The sequence below is a fragment of the Streptomyces sp. NPDC047982 genome (assembly GCF_043204165.1).
Classification (GTDB): Bacteria; Actinomycetota; Actinomycetes; order Streptomycetales; family Streptomycetaceae; genus Streptomyces.
The window spans coordinates 77,488-102,231 of sequence record NZ_JBIDBS010000008.1 but is presented as its reverse complement, the minus strand read 5'-3'; the positions used below and the strand labels follow the sequence as shown (position 1 = coordinate 102,231).

The 24,744-nt window shown below is 69.6% G+C and carries 22 protein-coding genes and 1 tRNA gene; 7 read left to right on the top strand and 16 right to left on the bottom strand.

Going from position 1 to position 24,744, the window contains the following annotated elements; translation table 11 throughout:
• Positions 1-245: 245 nt before the first annotated feature.
• The 3 genes from ACGF2V_RS12500 to nth all read right to left on the bottom strand — a co-directional run bounded on the left by ACGF2V_RS12500 (position 246) and on the right by nth (position 3,576).
• Positions 246-1,451 (bottom strand): MarP family serine protease, encoded by a 1,206-nt coding sequence (locus ACGF2V_RS12500; RefSeq protein WP_362626593.1) that lies wholly within the window; start codon positions 1,449-1,451, stop codon positions 246-248.
• An 87-nt stretch (positions 1,452-1,538) separates the two neighbouring features.
• Positions 1,539-2,234: a CoA pyrophosphatase gene (locus ACGF2V_RS12495; protein ID WP_362626708.1), complete on the bottom strand. Its 696-nt coding sequence runs from the start codon at positions 2,232-2,234 to the stop codon at positions 1,539-1,541.
• 388 nt (positions 2,235-2,622) lie between these two features.
• The gene (gene nth, locus ACGF2V_RS12490) at positions 2,623-3,576 is read right to left on the bottom strand and encodes an endonuclease III (RefSeq protein WP_362625547.1); all 954 of its coding nucleotides are present in this window, start codon (positions 3,574-3,576) and stop codon (positions 2,623-2,625) included.
• 253 nt (positions 3,577-3,829) lie between these two features.
• Between nth and ACGF2V_RS12485 the strand changes: the two genes are divergently transcribed.
• On the top strand, positions 3,830-4,504 hold the full coding sequence (locus ACGF2V_RS12485) for a Crp/Fnr family transcriptional regulator (RefSeq protein WP_362625549.1): 675 nt from the start codon (positions 3,830-3,832) through the stop codon (positions 4,502-4,504).
• Positions 4,505-4,687: 183 nt separating this feature from the next.
• Here ACGF2V_RS12485 and ACGF2V_RS12480 read toward each other — a convergent pair whose 3' ends face one another.
• From ACGF2V_RS12480 to ACGF2V_RS12465, 4 genes are all read right to left on the bottom strand, one after another.
• On the bottom strand, positions 4,688-5,545 hold the full coding sequence (locus tag ACGF2V_RS12480) for an MBL fold metallo-hydrolase (RefSeq protein ID WP_362707580.1): 858 nt from the start codon (positions 5,543-5,545) through the stop codon (positions 4,688-4,690).
• The gene (locus tag ACGF2V_RS12475; RefSeq protein WP_362625553.1) at positions 5,542-6,462 is read right to left on the bottom strand and encodes an NUDIX hydrolase; all 921 of its coding nucleotides are present in this window, start codon (positions 6,460-6,462) and stop codon (positions 5,542-5,544) included. The genes ACGF2V_RS12480 and ACGF2V_RS12475 overlap by 4 nt, the downstream gene beginning before the upstream one ends.
• A gap of 394 nt (positions 6,463-6,856) precedes the next feature.
• Positions 6,857-7,327, bottom strand: a complete 471-nt coding sequence (locus tag ACGF2V_RS12470; protein WP_362707582.1) for a RidA family protein — start codon at positions 7,325-7,327, stop codon at positions 6,857-6,859.
• Positions 7,327-7,485 carry a DUF4177 domain-containing protein gene (locus tag ACGF2V_RS12465; protein WP_003967454.1) on the bottom strand — a complete coding sequence of 53 codons (159 nt, stop codon included), beginning with the start codon at positions 7,483-7,485 and terminating at the stop codon, positions 7,327-7,329. The genes ACGF2V_RS12470 and ACGF2V_RS12465 overlap by 1 nt, the downstream gene beginning before the upstream one ends.
• 82 nt (positions 7,486-7,567) lie before the next feature.
• Here ACGF2V_RS12465 and ACGF2V_RS12460 point away from each other — a divergent pair, with 82 nt between their 5' ends.
• Both ACGF2V_RS12460 and ACGF2V_RS12455 read left to right on the top strand, forming a co-directional pair.
• Positions 7,568-8,644 carry an ArsA-related P-loop ATPase gene (locus ACGF2V_RS12460; RefSeq protein WP_362625557.1) on the top strand — a complete coding sequence of 359 codons (1,077 nt, stop codon included), beginning with the start codon at positions 7,568-7,570 and terminating at the stop codon, positions 8,642-8,644.
• Positions 8,641-10,302, top strand: coding sequence for an ArsA-related P-loop ATPase (locus ACGF2V_RS12455; RefSeq protein WP_362707584.1), 1,662 nt, complete (start codon positions 8,641-8,643; stop codon positions 10,300-10,302). The genes ACGF2V_RS12460 and ACGF2V_RS12455 overlap by 4 nt, the downstream gene beginning before the upstream one ends.
• Before the next feature lie 89 nt (positions 10,303-10,391).
• Here the strand turns inward: ACGF2V_RS12455 and ACGF2V_RS12450 are convergent, their stop codons facing one another.
• Complete coding sequence (locus tag ACGF2V_RS12450) at positions 10,392-10,745, bottom strand: WhiB family transcriptional regulator (RefSeq protein WP_362625560.1); 354 nt, start codon at positions 10,743-10,745, stop codon at positions 10,392-10,394.
• Between the two features lie 386 nt (positions 10,746-11,131).
• Between ACGF2V_RS12450 and ACGF2V_RS12445 the strand changes: the two genes are divergently transcribed.
• Entirely contained in the window at positions 11,132-13,405 is a 2,274-nt protein-coding gene (locus ACGF2V_RS12445; RefSeq protein ID WP_362625562.1) for a transglycosylase domain-containing protein, read from the top strand.
• 191 nt (positions 13,406-13,596) lie between these two features.
• Here the strand turns inward: ACGF2V_RS12445 and ACGF2V_RS12440 are convergent, their stop codons facing one another.
• Complete coding sequence (locus ACGF2V_RS12440; RefSeq protein ID WP_362625564.1) at positions 13,597-14,061, bottom strand: GatB/YqeY domain-containing protein; 465 nt, start codon at positions 14,059-14,061, stop codon at positions 13,597-13,599.
• Between the two features lie 215 nt (positions 14,062-14,276).
• Here ACGF2V_RS12440 and ACGF2V_RS12435 point away from each other — a divergent pair, with 215 nt between their 5' ends.
• Together ACGF2V_RS12435 and ACGF2V_RS12430 are read left to right on the top strand one after the other, a co-directional pair.
• Entirely contained in the window at positions 14,277-15,215 is a 939-nt protein-coding gene (locus tag ACGF2V_RS12435) for a metallophosphoesterase (protein WP_362625566.1), read from the top strand.
• Positions 15,216-15,345: 130 nt separating this feature from the next.
• A tRNA-Pro gene (locus ACGF2V_RS12430) sits at positions 15,346-15,419 on the top strand.
• A 261-nt stretch (positions 15,420-15,680) separates the two neighbouring features.
• Here ACGF2V_RS12430 and ACGF2V_RS12425 read toward each other — a convergent pair.
• From ACGF2V_RS12425 to ACGF2V_RS12395, 7 genes are all read right to left on the bottom strand, one after another.
• Positions 15,681-16,220, bottom strand: coding sequence for a Pycsar system effector family protein (locus ACGF2V_RS12425; protein ID WP_362707587.1), 540 nt, complete (start codon positions 16,218-16,220; stop codon positions 15,681-15,683).
• Between the two features lie 87 nt (positions 16,221-16,307).
• Positions 16,308-17,729 carry a DUF4407 domain-containing protein gene (locus ACGF2V_RS12420; RefSeq protein ID WP_362707590.1) on the bottom strand — a complete coding sequence of 474 codons (1,422 nt, stop codon included), beginning with the start codon at positions 17,727-17,729 and terminating at the stop codon, positions 16,308-16,310.
• The gene (locus ACGF2V_RS12415) at positions 17,722-18,795 is read right to left on the bottom strand and encodes a hypothetical protein (protein ID WP_362707593.1); all 1,074 of its coding nucleotides are present in this window, start codon (positions 18,793-18,795) and stop codon (positions 17,722-17,724) included. Before ACGF2V_RS12415 ends, ACGF2V_RS12420 begins: the two co-directional genes overlap by 8 nt.
• A complete protein-coding gene (locus ACGF2V_RS12410; RefSeq protein WP_362625574.1) occupies positions 18,792-21,080 on the bottom strand; it encodes a hypothetical protein in 2,289 nt (762 codons plus the stop codon). The genes ACGF2V_RS12415 and ACGF2V_RS12410 overlap by 4 nt, the downstream gene beginning before the upstream one ends.
• Positions 21,073-21,882 carry a hypothetical protein gene (locus ACGF2V_RS12405; RefSeq protein ID WP_362707595.1) on the bottom strand — a complete coding sequence of 270 codons (810 nt, stop codon included), beginning with the start codon at positions 21,880-21,882 and terminating at the stop codon, positions 21,073-21,075. Before ACGF2V_RS12405 ends, ACGF2V_RS12410 begins: the two co-directional genes overlap by 8 nt.
• Positions 21,883-21,975: 93 nt before the next feature.
• Positions 21,976-22,641 carry a Crp/Fnr family transcriptional regulator gene (locus ACGF2V_RS12400; RefSeq protein ID WP_362625578.1) on the bottom strand — a complete coding sequence of 222 codons (666 nt, stop codon included), beginning with the start codon at positions 22,639-22,641 and terminating at the stop codon, positions 21,976-21,978.
• An 844-nt stretch (positions 22,642-23,485) separates the two neighbouring features.
• A complete protein-coding gene (locus ACGF2V_RS12395) occupies positions 23,486-23,989 on the bottom strand; it encodes an FBP domain-containing protein (RefSeq protein WP_362707597.1) in 504 nt (167 codons plus the stop codon).
• A gap of 272 nt (positions 23,990-24,261) precedes the next feature.
• Here ACGF2V_RS12395 and ACGF2V_RS12390 point away from each other — a divergent pair, with 272 nt between their 5' ends.
• The gene (locus tag ACGF2V_RS12390) at positions 24,262-24,432 is read left to right on the top strand and encodes a hypothetical protein (protein ID WP_362625582.1); all 171 of its coding nucleotides are present in this window, start codon (positions 24,262-24,264) and stop codon (positions 24,430-24,432) included.
• Positions 24,433-24,744: the final 312 nt, after the last annotated feature.

Below are 24,744 nucleotides of genomic sequence, written 5' to 3'. Positions count from 1 at the left end.
TGACCCGACGCGTCGTCCGGCACTGATCTGCGGCGCCTTCCGGCCTTAGTGCCGTGACCGGCAACGTTTGCCCGGAAGGGGCGTGGTCCGGTGCGTGCGGTCGCAAGGCGGCCGAAAGCCCTCGGACGGGGTCTCCCCTGCTCGAACGAAGCTGAGAGCTCGGGAAGGGGCTACGTGGGCTTTTGGTCAACGCCGCGAGCGTGTGTGCCGGGCGGCGCGGCAGGGCAAACGTTGCCGGAGGGGCACTAGAGAGCGCACCCCTGGCTGTCGACCTGCTGGTTGGCGGCGCGACCGTGCTCGATGTCCTGGCGGATCTCGTCGGCCGTCAACGCGTAACCGGTGTCGGGGTCGTCGAGCGACTTCGCGAACACGACTCCGTACACCTTGCCGTCGGGCGTCAGCAGCGGTCCGCCCGAGTTGCCCTGCCGGACGGTCGCGAAGAGCGAGTACACGTCGCGGCGGACGGTGCCCCGGCGGTAGATGTCCGGACCGTTGGCGTCGATACGGCCCCGGACTCGCGCGGCCCGTACGTCGTACGAGCCGTTCTCCGGGAAGCCCGCGACGATGGCGCCGTCCCCGGTCCTGGCGTCGTGGTCGGCATCGGTGAACCGCAGCGGTTTCGCGTCGAGATCCGGTACGTCGAGTACGGCGATGTCACGCTGCCAGTCGTAGAGGACGACCTTGGCGTCGTACAGCCGGCCCCGGCCGCCGATCTGCACGGTCGGCTCCTCGACGCCGCCGACGACGTGGGCGTTGGTCATCACGCGACGGTCGGCGAACACGAATCCGGTGCCTTCGAGGACCTTGCCGCAGCTCGGGGCGGTGCCGACGACCTTGACGATGGACTGCTGGGCGCGGACCGCGACAGGGCTGGTGCTCAGCGCCGGGTCCGGGGCCCGGACCTCTGTGATCGGCTCGTTGGCGAAGGGGCTGAAGACCTGCGGGAAACCGTTCTGGGCGAGCACCGAGGAGAAGTCCGTGAACCAGGTGGATGCCTGTACGGGCATCACCCGCGAGATACCGAGCAGGACCGACGAGCTGCGGACCTCCTTGCCCACCGTCGGCAGGGTGGTGCCGGCCAGGGCCGAGCCGATCAGCCAGGCGACCAGCAGCATCGCGACCACGTTGACCAGGGCGCCTCCGGTGGCGTCGAGAGCACGCGCGGGCGACCACGTGATGTATCGGCGGAGCTTGTTCCCGAGGTGCGTGGTGAACGCCTGCCCGACCGAGGCGCACACGATCACGATGACGACCGCGACGACCGCCGCCGTCGACGAGACCTCGGAGCCGTTCGTCAACTGGTCCCACAGGATCGGCAGCAGGTAGACGGCGACGAGCCCGCCGCCGAGGAACCCGATCACCGACAGGATGCCGACGACGAACCCCTGTCGATAGCCGATGACAGCGAACCACACGGCGCCGGCCAGCAGCAGGATGTCCAGCACGTTCACCGTCTACAGCCTCACAGATTCGTCACCGGGCCCGTTCGTTCGGCTGGTCCCGGCCGGAGCCGGACAGCACAGCACGGAGCCAGCCTGTCATGCGCGCCAGTCGAGCGGCACCTGCTTGCCGGTGTCCCACGGGCGCTCCCAGCCCGCGAAATGCAGGATCCGGTCGATAACCCCCGCGGTGAAGCCCCAGACAAGGGCGGATTCGACCAGGAATGCCGGGCCCAGGTGGCCCCTCGGGTGAAAGGCCATCGCGCGATTGGCCGGATCAGTGAGATCCGCCACGGGAACCGTGAAGACACGGGCGGTCTCACCCGGATCGACGACCCCGACCGGGCTCGGGGATCGCCACCAGCCCAGGACCGGCGTCACGACGAACCCGCTCACGGGAATGTAGAGCCGGGGCAGCACACCGAAGAGCTGTACCCCGCGGGGGTCGAGGCCGGTCTCCTCCTGGGCCTCCCGCAGCGCGGCCCTGAGGGGTCCCGTCGTCGCCTGGTCGCCGTCCTCCGGGTCCAGGGCGCCGCCGGGGAAGGAAGGCTGCCCGGCGTGGGACCGCAGGCTTCCGGCTCTCTCCATGAGGAGCAGTTCGGGGCCGCGCTCGCCCTCGCCGAACAGGACGAGGACGGCGGACTGGCGCCCGTCACCGTTCTCAGGCGGCAGAAATCGGCTGAGCTGGCGCGGCTCGACGGTCCGCGCTGCCGTGGCCACGGGAACGAGCCACTCGGGCAGGCCCTCCGTCGTCACGGTGAGGGAGGCGCCTTGGCCCGCGCCCGCCGTGGTCATGTCCGCGCCCTTCGTGGTCACGGCGGGCGCGGTCGCTGCGGCCACCGCAGCGGCCCGCCCGCCCGTGCTCCCTCTGTCCTCGCCCAGTCCGTCCGGGCTGCTCGGGCCCGCACTCCGTTGGTCAGTGCTCTGCCGGCCCGTGTTCTGTTCTCGCGTCTTCATGGGCACCCCTCGTCTAGTGCCGTGACCGGCAACGTTTGCCCCGTCGCGCCGCCCGGCACGCACGCTCGCGGCGTTGGCCAAAAGCCCACGTAGCCCCGCTACGAGGGCTTCCGTCCGCCTTGCGATCGCACGCACCGGACGACGCTCCTTCCGGGTAAACCTTGCCGGTCACGGCACTAGCAACGCCTGGCGTCACGCAATTCGTTCCGGTGCGCACGCCGGTACGTCAGCCGCCGCCCGGGCCGGGCGCGGGTTTCCCCGGGTAGTCCGCCGGTGGGTTCAGCCGCTGACCGGGCTGACCACCCATCTCGTACTTCAGCAGCTTCCTGGCCTTCTCCGGGTCCGTCTCGCCCTCCCCGTACGCGGGGCAGAGCGGGGCAATCGGGCAGGCGCCGCAGGCGGGCTTGCGTGCGTGGCAGATGCGCCGGCCGTGGAAGATGACGCGGTGCGAGAGCATGGTCCACTCACTCTTCGGGAAGATCGCACCGACCTCGGCCTCCACCTTCTCCGGGTCCTCCTGTTCCGTCCACTTCCAGCGACGGACGAGGCGGCCGAAGTGCGTGTCGACGGTGATGCCGGGTACGCCGAAGGCGTTCCCGAGAACGACGTTGGCGGTCTTGCGACCGACTCCCGGCAGCGTCACCAGGTCGGACAGACGACCTGGCACCTCGCCGCCGAAGTTGTCCCTGATCGCTGCGGAAAGCCCTATCAGCGACCTGGCCTTGGCCCGGAAGAAGCCGGTCGGCCGGACGATCTCCTCCAGTTCCTCCGGAACGGCCGCGGCCATGTCCTCGGGCGTGGGGTAGGCGGCGAAGACCGCTGGGGTCGTCTGGTTGACCCTCAGGTCGGTCGTCTGGGCGGAGAGGACCGTGGCGACGAGGAGCTCGAACGGATTCCTGAAGTCCAGCTCGGGGTGGGCGTACGGGTAGAGCTCGGCGAGTTCGCGGTTGATCCTGCGGGCTCGACGGACCATCGCCAGGTGCGATTCCGGTTTCGCGGCCTTCGCCACCTTGCTCGCATTGACTCCCGTGGCCCCTTCGGCCCCCGTTGGCACCTTGGTCGCCTTGGCGACTTTCATGGCCTTCGCGGCCTTCACAGGCTTCGCTCCAGCGTTCCGAGATTGCGTGACCGCCGGACGATTTGTCGCCTTTTTCGGATGACTCGCAGCCTGTTCGCCCATAGCGGAATCACGCACCCTCCGACACCCCACCAGCCCCCTTGGCCTGGGTTCTCACCGGCGATTTGGACACCCGGCCAGCCTAGAGCCAAGCGCCGACATCCGCCCCAGTCACCGTGCAGACACCCTCGATCGGCCCCTGGCGCACGATTCGGCACGTCCGTGCGTCAAACTGGTTTGTGATTGATCGCACTGTTTTACCGTCCGGCATGATGGGGACCAGGGTTTCCTGAACAGGCCGACAAGGAGAGAACTCGTGGACGACGTTCTGCGGCGCGCCCCGCTTTTCGCGGCGCTCGATGACGAGCAGGCCGCGGAGCTCCGCGCCTCGATGAGTGAGGTGACCCTCGCGCGCGGCGACGCGCTCTTCCACGAGGGCGACCCGGGCGACCGTCTCTACGTGGTCACCGAGGGCAAGGTGAAGCTCCACCGCACCTCCCCCGACGGGCGCGAGAACATGCTGGCCGTCCTCGGCCCCGGAGAGCTCATCGGCGAGCTCTCGCTCTTCGACCCGGGCCCGCGCACCGCGACCGCGACCGCGCTGACCGAGGTCAAGCTCCTCGGCCTCGGACACAGCGACCTCCAGCCTTGGCTGAACGCCCGTCCCGAGGTGGCCTCGGCCCTGCTGCGCGCCGTCGCGCGCCGCCTCCGCAAGACCAACGACCAGATGTCGGACCTGGTCTTCTCGGACGTGCCCGGTCGTGTCGCCCGCGCCCTCCTGGACCTCTCGCGGCGCTTCGGCGTCCAGTCCGAGGAAGGCATCCACGTCGTCCACGACCTGACCCAGGAAGAGCTGGCCCAGCTGGTCGGAGCCTCCCGTGAGACGGTCAACAAGGCGCTCGCGGACTTCGCGGGACGTGGCTGGCTGCGCCTGGAGGCGCGCGCCGTGATCCTGCTCGACGTGGAACGCCTGGCGAAGCGCTCCCGCTAGCGGCACGGGGACCCCCGGAGCCACCGGGCCCGCGCGGCGATCCGGTCCGACCAGGTCAGTGCGGCAGGTTCGTTCGGCGCGATCAGGGCCCCGTCGGTCTGATCAAGCCCCGGCCCGTGCCGATCAGAACCGGTTCGGTACGACCAGGGCGTGGCGGTCCGGTCGTGGCCCGGTCCGGACCGATCAAGTGCCCGGCTCAAGCGGAAACCCCTGCACCAGCCCGTGCTCGCTCAGGTACTCCATCTGCGCCCGTACGGAGAGCTCCGCCGCGGGCCACAGGGACCGGTCCACGTCCGCGTACACGTGCGCCACCAACTCGGCCGCCGTCCGGTGCCCGGCCTGGACCGCCGACTCGACCTGGGCCAGCCGGTGCGCACGATGCGCGAGGTAGAAGTCGACCGCGCCCTGCGCGTCCTCCAGCACCGGGCCGTGCCCCGGCAGCACGGTGTGCACGCCGTCGTCGACGGTCAGCGAGCGCAGCCTGCGCAGCGAGTCGAGGTAGTCGCCGAGCCTTCCGTCCGGGTGCGCGACGACCGTGGTGCCACGCCCGAGAACGGTGTCCCCGGTCAGCACCGCCCGGTCGGCGGGCAGGTGGAAGGAAAGCGAGTCCGCCGTATGCCCAGGCGTTGGTACGACGCGCAGTTCCAGTCCCCCGGTGGTGATCACGTCTCCCGCGGTCAGGCCCTCGTCGCCGAGGCGGAGTGCCGGATCCAGGGCACGCACCTTGGTACGGGTCAGCTCGGCGAAGCGCGCCGCGCCCTCCGCGTGGTCGGGGTGCCCGTGGGTGAGCAGGGTGAGCGCGATGCGGCAGCCGGCCCGTTCGGCGGTGTCGATGACCGCCCGCAGATGCGTGTCGTCCTCGGGCCCCGGATCGATGACGACCGCGAGATCGGAGTCGGGCTCCGCGACGATCCAGGTGTTGGTGCCGTCCAGCGTCATGGGCGAGGCGTTGGGGGCGAGGACGTTGACGGTACGCGATGTCGCGGGCCCGGAGACGGCCCCGCCGCGTGGCTGCCCGGGCAGCGCTGCCGCGTCACTCATACCGGCTCACCTCCCGTACCGCGGTCCATGCCGTACGCGGCGGTCGGCCCGTTCGGGATGTGCTTCGTGAACTCGTCGTGCCCCGGCCAGCTCAGCACCAGCTCGTCGCCTTCCAGCCTCGCCCGCGCCAGTACCGGCGCGAGGTCCTGGGAATCCGCGGCCTTCAGCGCCTCGGCCGCCGTGCCGTACGGCCTGAGCGCCCGCAGCGTGGACACGGTCGGCGGCATCATCAACAGTTCTCCCCTGTCGTACCCGTCGGCCGCCTCGCCGGGGCGGATCCACACCGCGCGGTCGGCTTCCGTGGAGACGTTGCGGGTGCGCTGCCCCTCGGGGAGCGCGGCGACGAAGAACCAGGTGTCGTAACGGCGCGGCTCGAATTCGGGGGTGATCCACCGCGCCCAGGCGCCCAGCAGATCGGAGCGCAGTACCAGTCCGCGCCGGTCCAGGAACTCCGCGAAGGAGAGCTCGCGGGCGACCAGCGCCGCTCGGTCGGCCTCCCAGTCGGCACCCGTGGTGTCGCTGACGACGGTGTCGGCGGTCGGGCCGGCGAGGAGGACGCCCGCCTCCTCGTACGTCTCACGGACCGCCGCGCAGACGACGGCCTGGGCCTCTGCCGGGGTCCCGACGCCGAGCCGCCCGGCCCAGCTCTCCAGCGGGGGCCCCGCCCAGCCCACGAGCCGGTCGTCGTCGCGCGGGTCGACGCCACCGCCCGGATAGGCGTACGCGCCACCGGCGAAAGCCATGGAGGTCCGGCGGCGCAGCATGTGGACGGAGGGGCCGTCCTGGGTGCCGACGGCGGGGTCCCGGAGCAGCATCACGGTGGCGGCCCGCCGCGGCGTCGCAGGCGTCAGCTCGCCGGCGGCGAGTGCCCGGATCCGGTCGGGCCATTCCGGTGGGTACCACTGACCATTCGACATGGCCGGAGGCTATCCGGAACCGCGCCGATGTTCGAGAGGTGAGCTGATCCGTACATGCCCGGACATAGATGCCGCCACCCCGGCGCATGCCGCCACGCCCGCGCCCATGGCAGGCCGTCGTGCACGCGCCATACACGCCGTACACGCACGCGCCACGCACGCGGGCGCGTACGTCCCTGGCCGGCACGTGCAGGCGTACCCGTACAGCGGCCCCACGCACGCCCGCACCCGCCTCGTGCGCGCCTGATCCCGCCCGGTCATGTCGACCGGGCGGGATCAGGCGCTTCAGCGGTATGGAGGGCGATATGAAAGGGGGAGAGACTGCGGCAACGGGACGTCCGTACGTCGCACGCTCCTGCCCGCGTCTCAGTCCTCGGTCAGCTCGCCCCGGACCTCAGTCCTCGGTCAGCTCGACCTGGACCTCGACCTCCACCGGAGCGTCCAGCGGCAGCACCGCGACGCCCACCGCGCTGCGCGCGTGCACGCCCTTGTCGCCGAGGACCGCGCCCAGCAGCTCGCTGGCCCCGTTGATCACGGCGGGCTGCCCGGTGAAGTCGGACGCCGAGGCGACGAAGCCCACGACCTTCACGACCCGGGCGATCCGGTCCAGATCACCGGCTACGGACTTCACGGCGGCCAGCGCGTTGAGAGCACAGGTCCTCGCCAGCTCCTTGGCCTCGTCGGGCGTGACCTCCGCACCGACCTTGCCGGTGACCGCGAGCTTGCCGTCCGTCATCGGCAGCTGGCCGGACGTGTACACATACACCCCCGACCGGACGGCCGGCTGGTACGAGGCCAGCGGCGGCACGACGTCCGGCAGGGTCAGCCCGAGCTCGGCGAGCTTCGACTCGACGACGCCCGCCACTACGCCTTCTCCCGCTTCAGGTAGGCCACGAGCTGCTCGGGGTTGTTCGGGCCGGGAACGACCTGGACCAGCTCCCAGCCGTCCTCGCCCCAGGTGTCCAGAATCTGCTTGGTCGCGTGCACGAGCAGAGGCACGGTCGCGTATTCCCACTTGGTCATGGCCCGACTGTAATGCCTGTGTAATCCGGGGCACGCGCAGCCTCGTGCGTAGCCTGCGGCCCGACTGGTTAGGCTCGAATACGTGAGCAGGTTCCAGGTCGTCAGCGGCAAGGGTGGTACCGGTAAGACCACGGTCGCCGCCGCCCTCGCGCTCGCCCTCGCGGCCGAGGGCAGGCGCACCCTCCTCGTGGAGGTCGAGGGCAGACAGGGCATCGCCCAGCTCTTCGAGACGGAGTCGCTTCCGTACGAGGAGCGCAAGATCGCCGTCGCCCCGGGCGGCGGCGAGGTGTATGCACTGGCGATCGACGCGGAGCGCGCGCTGCTCGACTACCTCCAGATGTTCTACAAGCTCGGCAGCGCCGGCCGGGCGCTCAAGAAGCTCGGCGCGATCGACTTCGCCACCACGATCGCGCCCGGCGTGCGCGACGTGCTGCTGACCGGCAAGGCGTGCGAGGCCGTGCGCCGCACGGACAAGCAGAACCGGTACGTCTACGACTACGTGATCATGGACGCCCCGCCCACGGGGCGCATCACCCGCTTCCTCAACGTGAACGACGAGGTGGCCGGGCTGGCCCGGATCGGCCCGATACACAACCAGGCGCAAGCCGTGATGCGGGTACTGAAGTCCCCCGAGACCGCGGTCCACCTGGTGACGCTGCTGGAGGAGATGCCGGTCCAGGAGACCGCGGACGGCATCGCCGAGCTCCGGGCCGCCGAACTCCCGGTCGGCCGGGTCATCGTGAACATGGTGCGACCGCACCTGCTGGACGAGGACGCCTTGCGCACGGCCGCGGGCGGACGCCGCAAGGAGATCGCCAAGGCGCTGACGCGCGCGGGCGTGAAGGGTTCCGCCGGGCTCGTACGCCCCCTGGTCGAGCAGGCCGCCGAGCACGCCCAGCGGGTCGAGCTGGAACGCGAACAGCGCACGGTGCTCGCGGGTCTGGGGCTCCCAGGGTACGAACTCCCTCTGATAGGCGAGGGGATGGACCCGTCGGGGCTCTACGACCTGGCGACCGAGCTCCGCAAGCAGGGCGTGGGTGACAGAGCGGCCGACGCACCGGGGGCCGATGGGCTGGATGCCGAAGGACTCGGGCACAGGACCGGGCACGGGACGGGACGCGGGGCCGGACGTGGAGCCGGACAAGGGGCGGGCGCATGAGACAGGGCACGGGCGCGGGCACGGACACGGCCCCCGCGCTGGACACCGACGAGCTGCTCGACGACCCCGCCATCCGGATCATCGTGTGCTGCGGTTCGGGCGGGGTCGGCAAGACCACCACCGCCGCCGCCCTGGGCGTACGGGCAGCCGAGCACGGCCGCAAGGTCGTCGTCCTCACGATCGACCCGGCGCGCAGGCTCGCCCAGTCCATGGGCATCGACTCGCTGGACAACATCCCGCGCCGGGTCCCGGGCATCGACGGCGCGGGCCCCGGTGAACTGCACGCCATGATGCTCGACATGAAGCGGACCTTCGACGAGATCGTGGAGGCCCACGCGGACGCCGAACGGGCCCGCGCGATTCTGGAGAACCCCTTCTATCAGTCCCTGTCGGCCGGTTTCGCGGGCACGCAGGAGTACATGGCGATGGAGAAACTCGGCCAGCTGCGCGCCCGCGACGAGTGGGACCTGATCATCGTCGACACCCCACCGTCCCGCTCCGCGCTGGACTTCCTGGACGCGCCGAAGCGGCTCGGCTCGTTCCTGGACGGAAAGTTCATCAAGCTGCTGATGGCTCCGGCGAAGGTGGGCGGCCGGGCCGGGATGAAGTTCCTCAACGTCGGCATGTCGATGATGACCGGCACCCTCGGCAAGCTGCTCGGCGGACAGTTCCTGCGCGACGTGCAGACCTTCGTCGCGGCAATGGACACCATGTTCGGCGGCTTCCGTACCCGGGCCGACGCCACGTACAAGCTGTTGCAGGCTCCCGGTACGGCGTTCCTCGTCGTCGCGACGCCGGAGCGCGACGCGCTCCGCGAGGCGGCGTACTTCGTGGAACGGCTCGCCTCGGAGGACATGCCGCTGGCCGGCCTGGTGCTCAATCGTGTCCATGGCAGCGACGCCGCACGACTCTCCGCCGAACACGCTCTGGCGTCCGCCGAAAACCTCGACGCGATCGGCATTGTGGATCAGGAGGAAGGGAAGGCTGCACTGTGTGACCCGGCCGACTGGTCAGTCGCCTCTCCCGAGAACACCCCCGCGGCAGACCCCATCGAGCACGAGGAACACGACGAGAAACACGAGGAAAAAGAAGTCCACGGTTCACAGGACCCGCGGAACCCCCAGGACCCACAGAATTCGGACGAGGGCCGCGGACTGGGAGCGCCCCTGAAAAGCCCGGTCTCATCGAGAACCCCGGCCTCACCGGACACGGATCCGGAACGCGTAGACCCGGAAGGCATAGACCCGCAAAGGGCAGTTCCGGAAGGCGTGGATCCGGAGGGCTCTGACGACACGGACCCCGAAGCCACAGCCCCGGAGCCGGACACCGAGGCCGCGAACTCATCGGCCCCTGCGCCCATGGACTCACACACCGCCGCGCCCCAGGACACCTCCGCGACCCCGGGCACGTCCACGAACCAGGAGACGCGCGCCTCCGCCTCCGTCGAGCAGTTGACGGCGGCCCTCCTGCGACTGCACGCCGAGCGCATGCAGGTCGTCGCGCGCGAACAACGCACACGCGACAGCTTCACCGCGCTGCATCCCGAGGTGGCCGTGACCGAAGTGGCCGCGCTCCCCGGTGATGTGCACGACCTCGCGGGCCTCCGGTCCATCGGCGACCGGCTCGCGGCCGGATCGGCCGGTGGGGGGGCCGCATGACCGTCCGGAGGCGGTCAGTTTCGTCAACCGGGGCGAGTCACGACGGACATCCGCCCGAGGGCGGGCCCGCGTAACCGTCTGCGCCCGTCTCATCCCACGGCGGCGTACCTCTCGTGCAGTTCGTCGTCGTCCAGTCCGATCGTCACGGGCAGGATGCCTCCCGTGGACTGCTCGTACTCGCTGCGAGCGGTCTCCAGCAGTCGGCGCCAGGACGTGACGGTCGGCCGCCTACGCAGCAACGCCCGGCGTTCCCGTTCCGTCATTCCGCCCCACACGCCGAATTCGACGCGGTTGTCCAGCGCGTCGGCCAGACACTCGGTCCGCACCGGACATCCGGTGCACACCGCCTTGGCCCTGTTCTGCGCTGCTCCTTGTACGAACAGTTCATCCGGATCGGTAGTGCGGCAGGCTGCCTGCGCACTCCAGTCGGTTACCCAGCCCATCACGGCGCCGTCCTCTCCCGAATCGAGGCTCCCCCACGGCGGTAGCGGCATATTCACCGCTGCCAGTTGAGGACGTTACGGAAGGTGGCCACAGCACAACACCCCCTTCGGGCCCAATCTTGAATGGCCCGAACGGACTATGCGTATGCGGCAGATCACCCAGGGGAGTGAGGTGAGGACATACGCCAACATCCCCCAAGAATCAGGACAGTTCTCCCAGATCGCAACGGACTTTCAATGACACACGAGGCGAATTCGGAAGCGCCCTGACTCTTGGCCGGATCTTGCACGGGGGTTGATGCAGAACCGGACCGCTGTGACAGTTGAGTGCAGCTTAGGCCAAGGCATATACGTGTGTCCGGCGAATGAGAACGTAGGCTGCCCCCATGCCAAAGAAGCGCTCGGGCGGGGGTCTCTCGACGACCCAGCAGGCCGCCAAGTTCCTCGGTGTCGCCGCACTCTCCGGAGTTGTGCTCGCGGGCATCGCGCTGCCGGCCGCTGGGGCCCTGGGGCTCGCCACCAAGGGGACGGTCGAGGGATTCGACGAGATCCCTGCCAACCTCCAGACCCCGCCGCTGAGTCAGCGCACCACGATCCTCGACAGCAAGGGCGGCCTCATCGCCTCCGTGTATTCGCGTGACCGCACAGTGGTGAAGCTGAAAGACATCTCGCCGTACATGCAGCAGGCGATCGTGGCGATCGAGGACGCCCGCTTCTACGAACACGGGGCAATCGACCTCAAGGGCATTCTGCGCGCGCTGAACCGCAACGTGCAGACGGGCGGTCCCGCGGAGGGCGCCTCGACGCTCACGCAGCAGTACGTGAAGAACGTGTTCGTCGAGGAGGCCGGCGACGACCCGGACAAGGTCGCGCAGGCCACGCAGCAGACCTTGGGCCGCAAGATCCAGGAGCTGAAGTACGCGATCCAGGTCGAGGAGAAGCTTGGCAAGAAGCGGATCCTGGCGAACTACCTCAACATCACCTTCTTCGGCCAGCAGGCGTACGGCGTCGAGGCCGCCTCCCAGCGCTACTTCTCCAAGTCGGCGAAGGACCTGACGCTGGAGGAGTCCGCGCTGCTGGCCGGCCTCGTGCAGTCGCCGACCCACTACGACCCGGTCAACGCCCCGGAAAGGGCGACCAAGCGCCGCAACATCGTCCTCCAGCGGATGGCCGACGTCGGATCCATCACGCAGGCCGAAGCCGACAAGGCGAAGGCGAACCCGATCAAGCTGAAGGTCAAGAAGCCGAAGAACGGCTGCATCACGGCCGTCAGCGGCGCCGGTTTCTTCTGCGACTACGTGCGCAACGTCTTCCTCACCGACCCGACCTTCGGCAAGACCAAGGAGGACCGGGCCAAGGTCTGGAACCGGGGCGGTCTGACGGTCCGCACGACGCTCGACCCGCAGTCCCAGCAGTCGACGCAGAACTCGATCAAGAGCCACGTCTACAAGACGGACAAGGTCGCGACGGCCGTGACGCTGGTCCAGCCGGGCACGGGCAAGATCATGGCGATGGGCCAGTCCAGGCCGTACGGCTTCGGGCCCAACGAGACCCAGTACAACTACTCGGTCGACAAGGACATGGGCGGCTCGAACTTCGGCTTCCCGACCGGTTCGACGTTCAAGCCGTTCCTCGCCGCGGCGGCCCTGGAGGGTGGCAAGCCGGCCGGCCAGGTCTACTCGTCCCCGTACGAGATGGACTACCCGGACACGGTACGGACCTGCGGGAAGCCGTGGGTCAACGACCGCGTGCCGAAGTATCACCTGGAGAACGAGAACGAGTCCGAGCGGGGCCCCTACGCGCTGAAGGAGGCGATGGAGAAGTCCGTCAACACCTACTTCGTGCAGATGCTCGAGGACATCGGCATGTGCCCGGTCTCCGAGATGACCGACAAGCTGGGCGTGGTACAGGGCGACGGCAGCAAGCTGCCGCAGAACCCGTCCACGCTGACCCTCGGCTCCGACGGCCTGTCGCCGCTGACGATGGCCGGCGCGTACGCCGCCTTCGCCAACCGCGGCACGTACTGCACGCCGATCGCCATCGAGTCGGTCAAGACGGCGGACGGCAGTTCGCTGCCCGTGCCGAAGAGCAAGTGCTCGACAGCGATGTCCCAGACGACGGCCGACACCGTCAACTCCCTGCTGCGCGGTGTGGTCGACTCCGGTACCGGTCAGCAAGCGGGCCTCGGGAGCCGCGACAACGCGGGCAAGACCGGTACGACCGACGCCCGCAAGAACGCCTGGTTCGTCGGCTACACGCCGAACCTGTCCGGCGCGGTCTGGGTCGGAAGCCCGTCCCAGGACGTCGAGATGGTGAACATCAACATCGGTGGCGTGTACCAGGCCAAGGTGTACGGCGGACAGGTGCCCGGACCGATCTGGCGTGACGCGATGACGGGCGCCCTCAGCGGAGTGCCCGCCCCCTCCTTCAACAGCGTCGACATCCCGGACCCGGCGAAGAACAACGGTACGGCCCCCGGCACGAACGGGCCCGGCGCCGGAAACGACCGGCCCGGCCAGCACGGCCAGCCCGGTCAGCAGACGGGCGGGCAGCCCGGCGGTGGGAACCCGGTTCCCGGCTTCAGCGTCTCACCGGACCTGTTGGGCGGGAACAACGGCGCCCACCGCGGCCGGGACAACGGCGGAACGCACGGGCCCTGACCCGTAACGGCGGACACGACGAAGGTGGGGCCCCCGACCGCGACCGGTCCGGGCCCCACCTTCGTCGTTCGTACCGCGTGTCTGTCGCACGTACGGCGCGTGCGCCGCGTCGTCCATGTCGCGCGTGCCGAGCGCACCCACGTCCCTACGGACGTCCTACGCCTCCGCATGGGCTCCGCGCGGCGGCGGGCTCAGCCTGCCAGGAGCTTTTTCACCGCGGCCGCCACACGGCCGCCGTCCGCCCGACCCGCGACCTTGGGGGTCACGATCTTCATGACGGCGCCCATGGCCCGCGGCCCCTCGGCCCCGGCGGCCTTCGCCTCCTCGACGCCGGACGCCACGATCGCGGCCAGCTCGTCGTCGCTCAGCTGCTTCGGCAGGTAGGCGTCGAGGATCTCGCCCTCCGCCTTCTCGCGTTCGGCCTGCTCGGACCGGCCGCCCTGGGCGAACGCCTCGGCCGCCTCACGGCGCTTCTTCGCCTCCTTGGCGATCACCTTCTGCACCTCGTCGTCGGAGAGCTCGCGCGCCGACGCACCGCTGACCTCCGCCTTCGCGATGGCGGTGAGGGTCAGCCGGAGCGTGGACGAGGTCAGCTCGTCACGCGCCTTGATGGCTGCGGTGAGGTCTTCCTTGAGCTTGGACTTGAGCGTGGTCATGTGCTGATTGTGGCAGGTACGCGGCCTCCGCCGCCCGCCGGTTTTACTCCCGGGAGCTCGCGCGCCGGGCTCCCCATGCGCCTCCTGCGGCTTCCTCGGCACATGCGTCGCCCGCGCCTCACCCTCACCTCGGCTTCGCCTCGACCTCGTGCCGCGCGCCCGTCGCGCTCCCTGCGCCTTTCCGGTCGCGGCGCCGCGTCTGAGACGATGGGCGCATGCGCGCACGTTACGGAATCCCCCTGAAAATCACGGCAGTCGGCGCGGCGATCGGGGCGGCCGGCCTCGCCTACGCCGCCGGATTCGAGGCCCGCTCGTTCCGCCTGCGACGGGTCGCCGTCCCCGTCCTCCCGCACGGGGCACGTCCCTTGCGCGTACTGCAGGTCTCCGACATCCACATGGTGAGCGGCCAGCGCAAGAAGCGCGCCTGGCTGCAGTCACTGGCCGGCCTGCGCCCCGACTTCGTCGTGAACACCGGCGACAACCTCTCCGATCCCGAGGCCGTGCCCGAGCTGCTCGACGCCCTCGGCCCGCTGATGGGGTTCCCGGGCGTGTACGTCTTCGGCTCCAACGACTACTACGGCCCGAAGCTCCGCAATCCCGCCCGCTACCTCGTCGAGAAGATCCAGGGCAGGCACGGCCTCAACGGGAACGCCCCCGTGGTCGGCGCGGTCCACAACCCGTGGGAGCCCATGCGTGACGCCTTCGACGAGGCCGGCTGGCTCGGCCTGTCCAACACCCGCGGCCACCTCAAGATCGACGGCCTGGACATCGCCTTCACCGGCCTCGACGACCCGCACATCAAGCGCGACCGCTACGCCGAGGTGTCGGGCGGCCCCGAAACGGGCGCCGACCTCTCCATCGGCGTCGTCCACGCCCCCTACCTGCGCTCCCTGGACGCCTTCACCCGGGACGGTTACCCCCTGGTCCTGGCCGGCCACACCCACGGCGGTCAGCTCTGCGTCCCCTTCTACGGGGCCCTGGTCACCAACTGCGACCTCGACACGGACCGGGTCAAGGGCCTCTCCTCCCACTCCGCCGGGGGCCACCGCGCCTACCTCCACGTCTCCGCGGGCTGCGGCACCAACCGCTACACCCCGGTCCGCTTCGCCTGCCCCCCGGAGGCGACCCTCCTGACCCTCACGCCCCGCGACTGAACCCACGCCCCGCGCTCCGGGGCCGACGGCCGCCGTCGGGTCCGGCCCCGTGAGCAGCACATAAACCGGATTTCGTCTGCGGGCCCGGGTGGGCTAAAGTAATCGATGTCGCCGGGAGACCGGCGACGATCGGGGTGTAGCGCAGCTTGGCAGCGCGCTTCGTTCGGGACGAAGAGGTCGTGGGTTCAAATCCCGCCACCCCGACAGAGAAATACCAGGTCAGGGGCCTGATTCACTCAGTGGATCAGGCCCCTGAGTGGTTTTCCAAGTCGAGGCCCGCCGTCTGTGGATGCGAAGTGTCCATCGGCTGCCTTCGCATCGACGCGGAGCTGTAACAGCGGGACACGATCACAGCGACGGATCCTTCGACGTGTTCGTCATTCCCGGGGCAGGCATCGGTCGCATGCGGTTACCGCTGATCGCTTTGCGACCGGACAGCCTGTCCTTCCTCCTGCCGGGGTGCCGCTAAGTCGACACTCCCGTCACTATGCCCAGCAGCGTGAACGCGAAGAAGACCGCGGCCCAGGCCAGTGCGTGACGGATGCACCGGAATTTGATCCAGGCGATGTGGGACAGGGTCGCCAGTTGGCTCAGGTCCCGGTACACGGGGTCGGTGCGGCGGACCACCCGCTCCATGTGCGCGACCGACATCGCTAACCTCACGTCGCCGAAGTAGTGAGTACGCGAGCGGTGGGGATCCCCAAGCCGCGGGGCCACGGCCAGGCCCAGCAGGGCGAGCGCTGGTATGCAGGCGGCGCATCCCACCCAGAGGAGGAGCTGCGGCACGACCGAGTAGTGGCGCAGGGCGATGATGCCGCTGCCGATCGCGCCGAGCAGGGCGGTCAGAGCCGCACCCAGGGACGCCAGCATGAGACCGGCCTTGTTGTCGGCCCGTGCGAGTTCCTCACGGGCCTCGGACAGCAGAACCCTGGCGAGTTGCGCGCTGTGGCCGGTTGCCGTGCCGGTGCCCGGGTCCGTGTCGGCGTCGCCTCCGGGTGTGGTCATGGCTCGCACTCCTTTCCGTCAGTGTCTGGCGGCCGCCCCGCCACGCGGGGCGGCCGTGGTGCTGTTTCCTGGTGGAAGACCGGCCTCTCAGACCGTCGACGGACGGCGGATCTCGTCCTCCAACGCATTCACCGCCTGCCGGACCCGGATGTTCATTGCCGCCGAGTGTTCCCGGGACGCGGCCTCAGACTCGGCGCGGTGGCGCCGGACCTTCTGCTCGATGGCGTCCTGGGCGATCTCAAGGTCTGCCATGGCCCGGCGCTCGGCGAGCCGGACCTCCTCGCCGTGAATCTTGACCGCGCTGTTGCTCTCGCTGGTGAGCATCCGGTCGTACGCGGTCTCGCCGGTCAGGTACTTCACCAGCACGGGGAGCACGTCCAGGAACACGAACAGCAGGCGAACCAGCCAGATGCCCACGAACAGCACGGGGTTCCCGCTCGCGAGTACATCGAGGGCACGGATCCGTTCCAGGACACCGACTTCCTTCTGCTTGGCCCGTTCCTGGTCCAGCCGCCGCTCGATCCCGTCGGCCCGGGTCTTGAGGAACGCACCGCGTGACGAGGTCAGCTGGGCCTCGATCTTCGAGATGCGGGTGTTCATGCCGACGAGTCGCTTCTCGTTCTCACTGGTGCGGTGGGTGGTCCGGTAGTCCTGTGCCTTGTCACGCAGGCGCAGGCACTCGGACGTCCGCTGATACAGGCCGGTGGCGGCCGTGCGGATCAGCCGACGGCATTCGTCCCGTACCTCGGAGTCGATGGCCTCCAGCCTGGTGGTGTCCCGGTCCACCCGCTTCTGCAGAGCGGCGGCGTCGATACGCAAGGCTGTCAGTTCTTCGACTCGTTCGCCCGGGGTCGCACGGAAGGAGAGGACGTACGCCCTGTCGCAGCCCTTGGGAGCAACAGCCTGTGCCGCGGACGGCACCGGGTTGCAGCGGACCAGATTCGTGCGCAACTGGTCGAGGACGTCCGTGCGTTCATCTGCAACACGCTCCTCGATGGCTGTCTGGAAGATGCGCAGCACCAGTGGCTCGGCGATCACCGTGCCGAGCATCAGGGCGATCAGCAGGCGTGTCAGGAGGGGCCCGACCCTGCGCCGCATGTTCGGCTGCGGTGTGACCAACCAGCGGTCGAGGTTGAGCACGAACAGCATCCAGATGACCGTCGGAACCAGGGCCACGAAGGAAACCCTGCCGAGCGCCTCGGTCGCGAAGTTCCACATGGAGAACGCCGCGATGACGGAGGTGCCGAGCACCACGCCGCCGAGGGCGGTGTACTTGCTCCGCTCGTACCTGACTCTGGCCAGCAGCTCCTCGTCGACGCCGGTCAGCGCACGCAGACGCCGTGCGGCGTCGCAGTCGAAACGGCGCCGGGTGGTGCCGGCCGGGGACCCGTGACCGGTGGTACGGGCAGTGGTCCGGCCGTTCGCGGTACGGGGAACAGCCCCGTCGCCGGCGTCCTGGGCATCCACTGAACCGGAAGCCGTCCCATGGTTCGTCAGGAAGTCAGCCAACGAGATCGTCCTCGTCCTTGACGAAACCACCCTGCGGGTCGCACGAGCCGTCCCGGCCGGCTGCCGCGCGGCCGGAACGTGCCTGTCCCGACTCGACCATGTGGGCGGTATCCGCAGCAGCTGCGATACCGGGAGCGCCCTGGCCGCGCCACTCCCGCAGGACCTGTTCCAGGACCTGCGGGAGGTCGACGTACTCGCTGCCGCCCATCTGCCGCAGCAGCGTCAGCAGCATGTCCCGACGCATTTGCGCGTCCGCTGTCTCCAACGTCTGCGCATGGGCCCGTTCCGCCGTCTCGGCGTTGTGGCGGCGGGCCGACTTCTCCTCGGCGATCCGGTGGATGCGGGCCGCCGCCTCGGTGACGTCGATCTCCTTCCGGGCGATGCCGAAGGCGTCCACGTGGTCGGATCCCTGGGAGAGGAGTTCCGCGATCCGGAGCGCGTCCTGGGTCTCGAAGTCGCGCTGTCCCCGCTGGAGCTCCCGGGAACGCCGCTCGTCACGGAGCTTCTGTTCCCAGTCCCGCAGGTCGTCCGACGCGTACACCTCGGCACTGACGAACTCGACGCTCATGCCGGTGACACGCGGTGGCACGATCGCACTGTAGGCGGTCATACGGTGGCTGACCTCGGTGCGCACCGCGTTGATCTCCTCCACGCGGTGCCCGGCGCTCACCCTCGACAGGTCGCTGTCGCCCATCAGGTAGGCCCGCAGGGGAACGGCGACATCGACGATCCCCTGCCGGGCGATGACGGTCGGGTCGGTCACCTGGCAAGTGAAGGAGGCCCGCATCGTGAAGTTGTCCGCCTCGCTCACCGACGGCAGCGGGCGCTCGACATCGACCAGGCGGGCCCTGGTGTCGACCAGGCTGACCGAGGAGGCGTCGAGCACGTCGGGATGGGACGGGTCGAACACCATTCCCTCGGGGAACGTACGGTAGTTCCCGCCGACCCTGAAGACGTGGACCGCGCCGGGCGGCAGAGGCGGCACGTCATCGCGGCGCCGGCGGCGAGACCACCAGGTGCCCTGGACCGTGGCCAGGATGTGCTCGGCAATGACCGGGTAGTTCACTTGCTTCGGCCTCCTTGATCAGAAGGGAAGGGAAGGGTGGATATGGCGGAAGCGGTGGAGCGCCGGGAGTCCGCCGGCGCCCGGCCGCGCAGAGTTCCGAGGAGCACCTGCGCCAGCTCGCGGGCACCAGGAGCCGCGTAGTCGGGGTGCTTCAGTGCGATGGACACGTGGTGGCGCAGCGCTGCCCACTGCCGCTGGCTCATGGCGTGCCGCATGGCCTCGCCGAGTTCGCGTACGGCGTCGGTGACGGACGGGTCGTCCCGTAGCTGCACCAACGTCCGGCACAGCGCGCTGACCGCCCGGCTCCGGTTGGTGCTGTGCAGGACATCCGCCCACAGCGACCCGAGGTGGCGCACGCTGTCCGGGACAGTACGCAGCAGTGCCGCAGCGACGGGCTCGGAGGCATCCAGCCGGGCGGCTTCGAGGAGCTGGACAGCGGTTCTCAGCGCTGTCGACCGTTCCCGGGACCCCGGCGCCGCCTTCGCGATCACGGTCCGTACGTACCGGAGGATGAACAGGACGCGTTCGGGGTCCTGCTCGGCGGTCTGCAGCAGCAGGACGAGGGAGCGGCGGGCGGAAAAAGCGATCCGCTCGCCCCGGTGCGTCAGGAACCAGAGCCAGTTGAGCGCCTCCAGGCGGTAGAACGAGCCCAGGCGACCGGTCAGCGCCATGGCCGCCGTGACGGCACGCCCGGCACCGCTTCTGTCCACCCAGCCCAGGACGATGTTCAGGGCCTGCGGGGCGAGATGTTCGACGTCGCACATGAACTGGAGCGTCAGCGCAGCGGTCACCCGCTGGCTGGTGACGCCCTGCGACCACACCTTCAGCAGGTTCTCGTCGACCTCGACCAGCGCGTACCGTGCCAGGAGCGCGACACCCCGGGCCACCTCCGTACGGGTGTCCAGGTCGCCGTGCAGCGCCAGCTCGTTCAGCCACTGGCGCAGCGGGTACCAGAGCCCGTAGCCGTACAGGTCGTGCAGCTCTGCGATGACGAGCTCACGAATGCGCGGCGAGGCGAAGACCAGGCGCCGCTCACTGCGGCCGGCGTCCCGGCCCGGGCCGGGCCTGTGCTCGGCCGTCACGAGCCCCACCGCCCGGTCCCTCCACCGTGCCCGGGACTGGTCGGCCACCGCACCGACCAACGGCGTCCCGGTCGAGCCGTCCGGTTCCGCGACCGGTGTCTCGCCGCTCTGCTCCCAGTTGCGTACATGAGCGGCGAGTGCGGCGCACTCCTTCTCGAACGTCCGCTCGGGGATGCCTTCCAGGAAGGCCAGGGCCGCGAGCGGGAGCAGGTCGTCCGCGGAGGGTGGCGTACGGAACCACTCCTGGACCCGCTCCCGATACCGGTCCCGCAGGGTGTCCAGCGCTGCTTCCAGGCCCTCCCGGGACAGGGCCACTGCCGCGGCACAGATGTCCGCCGGCCGCCGCTGTTCCCCGACCCGCTCCAGCAGCTCCTTCTCGGTGTCCGGTTCCAGGCCGCCGTGCGGCAGCTTCCCCCTGCAGTGTTCGAACAACTCCACGGGGTCCGGGGCCTGCCACGGCACACAGTGGTCCCGCAGCGCCAGCCGTCGGCGGATCGTGTCGCCGGCCGTGATCACCAGGTACGACCCCGTGCGGCGAAGTTCCTCGCTCAGCCGTCCGATCTCGTACGCCTGCACGGCCTCCACATGCAGCTCACCGACGTAGTCGAGGATGACGTACCCCTGCCCCGGCTTGAGGTCCCGCGAGGCGGCCAGCTCGGCGAGGGCGTTGGCCGGCGACAGGCTGCGCAACTTGGCCTCCTTGCCCAGGATCTCCCTGAGCAGGGCAAGGGAACCTGCGCCCCGGCCGCAGCCGTCCGTGCCGGTCAGCACCACGAGAGCGTTCTCGCGCAGCTTGCCGAGCGCCTCGTCGAAGCAGAGCTGCGGCGCGACGTAGAACCGCAGCGCCCGGTCCGTCTCCTCAGGCGCTACGGTGCCGGGGGTGAGCCCCGGGGACGAGACGGTGCCGAAGCCGAACGCCGCTCCGGAGGCATCGACGACACCGTAAAAGTTGTTGTTGACGAACTGATGGACGCGGCGCAGGTCGTCATATCCCCGGTCGTCCTCCTCCCGTTCGTCCGACTCCTTGCACCGACCAGGGACCGCGTCCGGCCCGGAACCCGGGCGGGAGTCCGGGCCGGGGACGTCCTCCCCGACCTCCGGCGCACCGTCGGCGCCGGCCGGCGTGGGCGGTGCGAGATCCTCCTCGAAGGCGGGGCCGGGCGGTACGGCCGGCCCGTCGTCCAGGTCCGATGCGTCAGCCATCGGCGCTCCCGAAGCCGAAGACAGCGCCCCGGGCGTCCACGGAGCCGATCACGTTGGTGACATTGATCTTGTCGGACCGGTACTCGTTACTGATCCCTCCGCCGCCGACCCCGCCCGCGGCGGCCGGTGCGGGCGGGCCCGATGCGGGCTCCCCCGGCACGGGCGCCGCGGGCTTACCTGTCTCCGTGGTTCCGGGCTCGCGTGAAACGGCGACCGGTGCGCCGAGCCCGGGTACGCGCAGCCACGCCGTTGCCTCGTACTCCTTCACCTGGACGGTGACGTGGGTGAAGTCCTCGACGCGCAGGGTTGTGTGGCCGCCCGCCACCGTGGACCGGAAGACGTCGTCGGACAGCAACAGCGCCAGGTCGGCGTGGGGGTGGGCCGCGAGGGCGTCGTAGAGCTGACGCGCACCCAGCAGTCGCGCCGTTGCCACCACGGCCGAACCGGCGAAGCCATTCTCGGCCAGCTCCACCAGTCCCTGGTGGACAACGGCCCGCAACCGCATCCGGGCCCCGGGCACCCTCTGGGCGTTGTACTCGCGCAGTTCGGCGACGAGGTGGCGGATGTAGTCGTCGACCAGACGTGCCTCAGTGCCGTCCAGTGGACGGACCGCGAGCTGCTCGTCGCCCTTGCGTTGGATCTGCCACTGCGCCCGGTCGAGGCCGGCGCCCCTGGCGGCGCGATCAAGGAGCCGCGGCAGGTCATGCTGGACTTCGGACTGCCTTCGGTCGTTCTTGCTGCCGTATCCCTGTGCGTCCACAGCTATGCAGGTGCACGGATAGAACCCGGGCCACTCAACCACCCGATTATTCCTCTCTGAGCAGGGCGTGGGCACACAGCCCACGAAGTGCTGCCCGAGAGGCTAGGAGAGCTTGCGTCAGGTGATCCCGTATCACTACGGGTTGTCAGCAACGACTTTGGCGAATTCGAGCAGTTTCGGGACGTCGCAGATGGTTATGCTTCGATAACTGCGCTCCACCAGTCCCATGGCTGTCAGCGCGGCCAGACTCTTTTCGGCCGTGTTGAGAGCGAGCCCGGCCAGCGACGCGAGTTCCCTCTGAGTGAGCGTCACTCCGAGATCGCACCGCTTCCCGCCGCCGTCCGGCACGGGCTGGGCGTATGCCTGAGTCAACTCGGCCAGGACCCGGGCCAGCCGGGTCAGCGAGTCGTACGCCTGAAAATCGATCCGGCGCCGGTTGGCCCAGCGCAACCGGGCGCACAGCATGTGAAGGATGGCCCGCATGGCGTCCGGGTGACGGGTGAGAAAGGTCTCCAGCGCCCGCGCCTGGATGATCCGGGCGGTCACATCACTGCACGCGACCACCATGCCGGACCTGGGGCGCTCCTCGAAGACCGCCATCTCGCCGACCAGTTCACCCGCTATGCGGACGGCCAGCAGCATGTCGTAGCCGCTCTCCGCGCTGGCGACGACCTTCACGACACCGCTCGTGATCAACAAGACGTGCTGGCTGTCGTCGCCCTGCTGCAGCAGCGCGCGATGGGGCGGATAGGCGATCAGGGTGCCCTGCCCGAGCAATTCTTCGCGTGTCGTACTCCGCAACCGGCCGAGAAAGGTGGACGGCGGCCACCTGTGGTTCACCAACACCCCCGACAATCTCACCGTGCGGCGCAGCGCACCGTCCAAGTGCCTGACCATGCTGCCGTCGAGCCGCGTTCCGGAGAATCGAATGGGCGATACGTGGCCAGTTTTATCGCTGCGCAGCCAAAACTGACCGAACACGCGTTCTTTACAAGAAGAATTGGTCCACGGGGAGCGTGAAAGTCCGGCCGCTGCGCCGAGGTCCACGACTCCGGCCGAACAGTGCTCTCGCATGTACTGAAGTTACTGGTCAGCTGGTGTCTGGCAGGCTGCGAGCGAGTAGCGGCAGCTACCGTACGGCGGTGATGACGGACGGCTGCAAAGCCAGCGCAGCCGACGGCACTTGAGCCTCCAGGACTCGGCCGGACCCGTCAGGGAGGACGAAAGGCTGCGCCCGGGCATCGAACGTGGAACGAGCGGGCTCCGGTCTCGGCACCAAGTCATCGCACATCGCCCGAAACCCCCGTGCTCTCCTGGCGCCGAACGCACCCGCCCCCTCGACGTGGTCCGGCAGGACAACAGGCTTGCCGGCCTCGCCACCGGGGACACCGACGTGGCGATACTCCGCACCGCCCCCGCCAAGCCGCGCATCCGCACCGAGGCCCTCTACCGCCCTCCCGCGTCCCACAGTCGCGCTCCCACGTCCCACAGTCACCCTGGCCACGTTCCGCAGCCGCGCTGCCGCGTTCCGCGAGGCATGCAAGGCATGGCTCTGGCCGGGATGCTCGGGAAATCGCGGACGGCGGGAGATCTCCGATCGCGCCTCCTCAGGGGCATCGCGGGCGACCGCCGAGCCCGCCCCACTTCACCCCGCGGTGACCTTGACCACGAAGGCGTCCAGATTGTCCGACATGCGGGCCAGGCGCTCGTCCAGGCCGAGGCTCTCCTCATACCGTCCGGCGCGCAGTTTCGGTTGCCGCTTTCCGCGCACGTACAGGGGGCAGGCAAGGTCCGCGCAGATGTAGACACCGACCGTGTTGCCCTCACGGCCGCGGCTGCCCGCCAGTGGAGCGGCGAGCAGGGCGACGCCGGAGGAGGCGTGGCCGGTCAGGCAGATCTGGCAGAGGCTCGACTTCACGACGCTGGTGCGCCTCATGGCGGGCACCCTCAGCGAGATCCCCAGCGGGCCCTCCATCCGGGGCAGCACCAGGTGGGCCTTCAGCGGCGCTCCGGGATCCACCCATCCCAGGAAGTCCAGCTCTTCCCAGGGGAGTTCGGCGAAATCGAGCGGCAGCCGGAGGCGTACCGCGTCCCCCTTGGTGCAGTTCACGAAGGATGAGCGAATCTGTCTCTCAGTGAGCGGTTCCACAACCGCCGACCATATGCCCGACGGGAACGACCTGCATTCGAATATCGGCGGGAGCAGCCGGGCGGGATCGCGGACGGCGGCGGGGCGCCCCACCACCTGTCGCACCACCTGTCGCGGACTCGTCGGAGCCTGTGCCCGGGACATCGCCCGGGGCATGCTCGCGTCCGCCCGGAAGTACACCCCCGCAGCTCACGCCCGGCATGCACGTTTCGTACACATATGCGAATCTGGGAGTGGCCCATCGTCCGAGATCCGTTACAGGAGGCACGATCGTGGGCAAGAAGCAGAGTCGGCAGAACCGCGGCGCCCGTTCCGGTGGCCACGAACGCAGTGCGACTCCGGAGACGAAGGAGAAGACGCAGCCGACGCCCACCGGGGACACGGTGCGTTCGATCTCGGAGCAAGTCTCCCACCGGAAGCAGCGGAGGTTCGGCCACAACTGATCCCCGCAGGCCGCGACGACTGAACCCGTAGATCCAGACCCACCGCCCTCCATGGTGGCGCCCCGCGCAGGGGCGCCACCGCGGAGGGCGGTTTCTTCGCGCCCGGCAACCGGGCGTCGCGGGCGGACTGTCCGCCGGGACGGATCGTGGACCTCCCGGACGCTCCCCTTGCTCACGCGCGCCCTGATCGCCGGCCGTCGCCGTCGGTGACCGAACGACGTCAGAGGCGCCCGGTCACCGGCATCGCACTCACCACCCTCTCCCGGCCTGGCCCCACCGCCCAGGTCTCCCACCGCCCGCGTCTCCCACCGT

What these genes read in the sequence shown, in the direction of transcription:
- ACGF2V_RS12495 (WP_362626708.1), bottom strand. Translation starts at nt 2,234, where the DNA reads ATGACCACGGCGGGCGCGGGCCAAGGCGCCTCCCTCACCGTGACGACG.
- nth (WP_362625547.1), bottom strand. Translation starts at nt 3,576, where the DNA reads ATGGGCGAACAGGCTGCGAGTCATCCGAAAAAGGCGACAAATCGTCCG.
- ACGF2V_RS12480 (WP_362707580.1), bottom strand. Translation starts at nt 5,545, where the DNA reads ATGAGTGACGCGGCAGCGCTGCCCGGGCAGCCACGCGGCGGGGCCGTC.
- ACGF2V_RS12475 (WP_362625553.1), bottom strand. Translation starts at nt 6,462, where the DNA reads ATGTCGAATGGTCAGTGGTACCCACCGGAATGGCCCGACCGGATCCGG.
- ACGF2V_RS12465 (WP_003967454.1), bottom strand. Translation starts at nt 7,485, where the DNA reads ATGACCAAGTGGGAATACGCGACCGTGCCTCTGCTCGTGCACGCGACC.
- ACGF2V_RS12455 (WP_362707584.1), top strand. Translation starts at nt 8,641, where the DNA reads ATGAGACAGGGCACGGGCGCGGGCACGGACACGGCCCCCGCGCTGGAC.
- ACGF2V_RS12450 (WP_362625560.1), bottom strand. Translation starts at nt 10,745, where the DNA reads ATGGGCTGGGTAACCGACTGGAGTGCGCAGGCAGCCTGCCGCACTACC.
- ACGF2V_RS12445 (WP_362625562.1), top strand. Translation starts at nt 11,132, where the DNA reads ATGCCAAAGAAGCGCTCGGGCGGGGGTCTCTCGACGACCCAGCAGGCC.
- ACGF2V_RS12440 (WP_362625564.1), bottom strand. Translation starts at nt 14,061, where the DNA reads ATGACCACGCTCAAGTCCAAGCTCAAGGAAGACCTCACCGCAGCCATC.
- ACGF2V_RS12435 (WP_362625566.1), top strand. Translation starts at nt 14,277, where the DNA reads ATGCGCGCACGTTACGGAATCCCCCTGAAAATCACGGCAGTCGGCGCG.
- ACGF2V_RS12425 (WP_362707587.1), bottom strand. Translation starts at nt 16,220, where the DNA reads ATGACCACACCCGGAGGCGACGCCGACACGGACCCGGGCACCGGCACG.
- ACGF2V_RS12410 (WP_362625574.1), bottom strand. Translation starts at nt 21,080, where the DNA reads ATGGCTGACGCATCGGACCTGGACGACGGGCCGGCCGTACCGCCCGGC.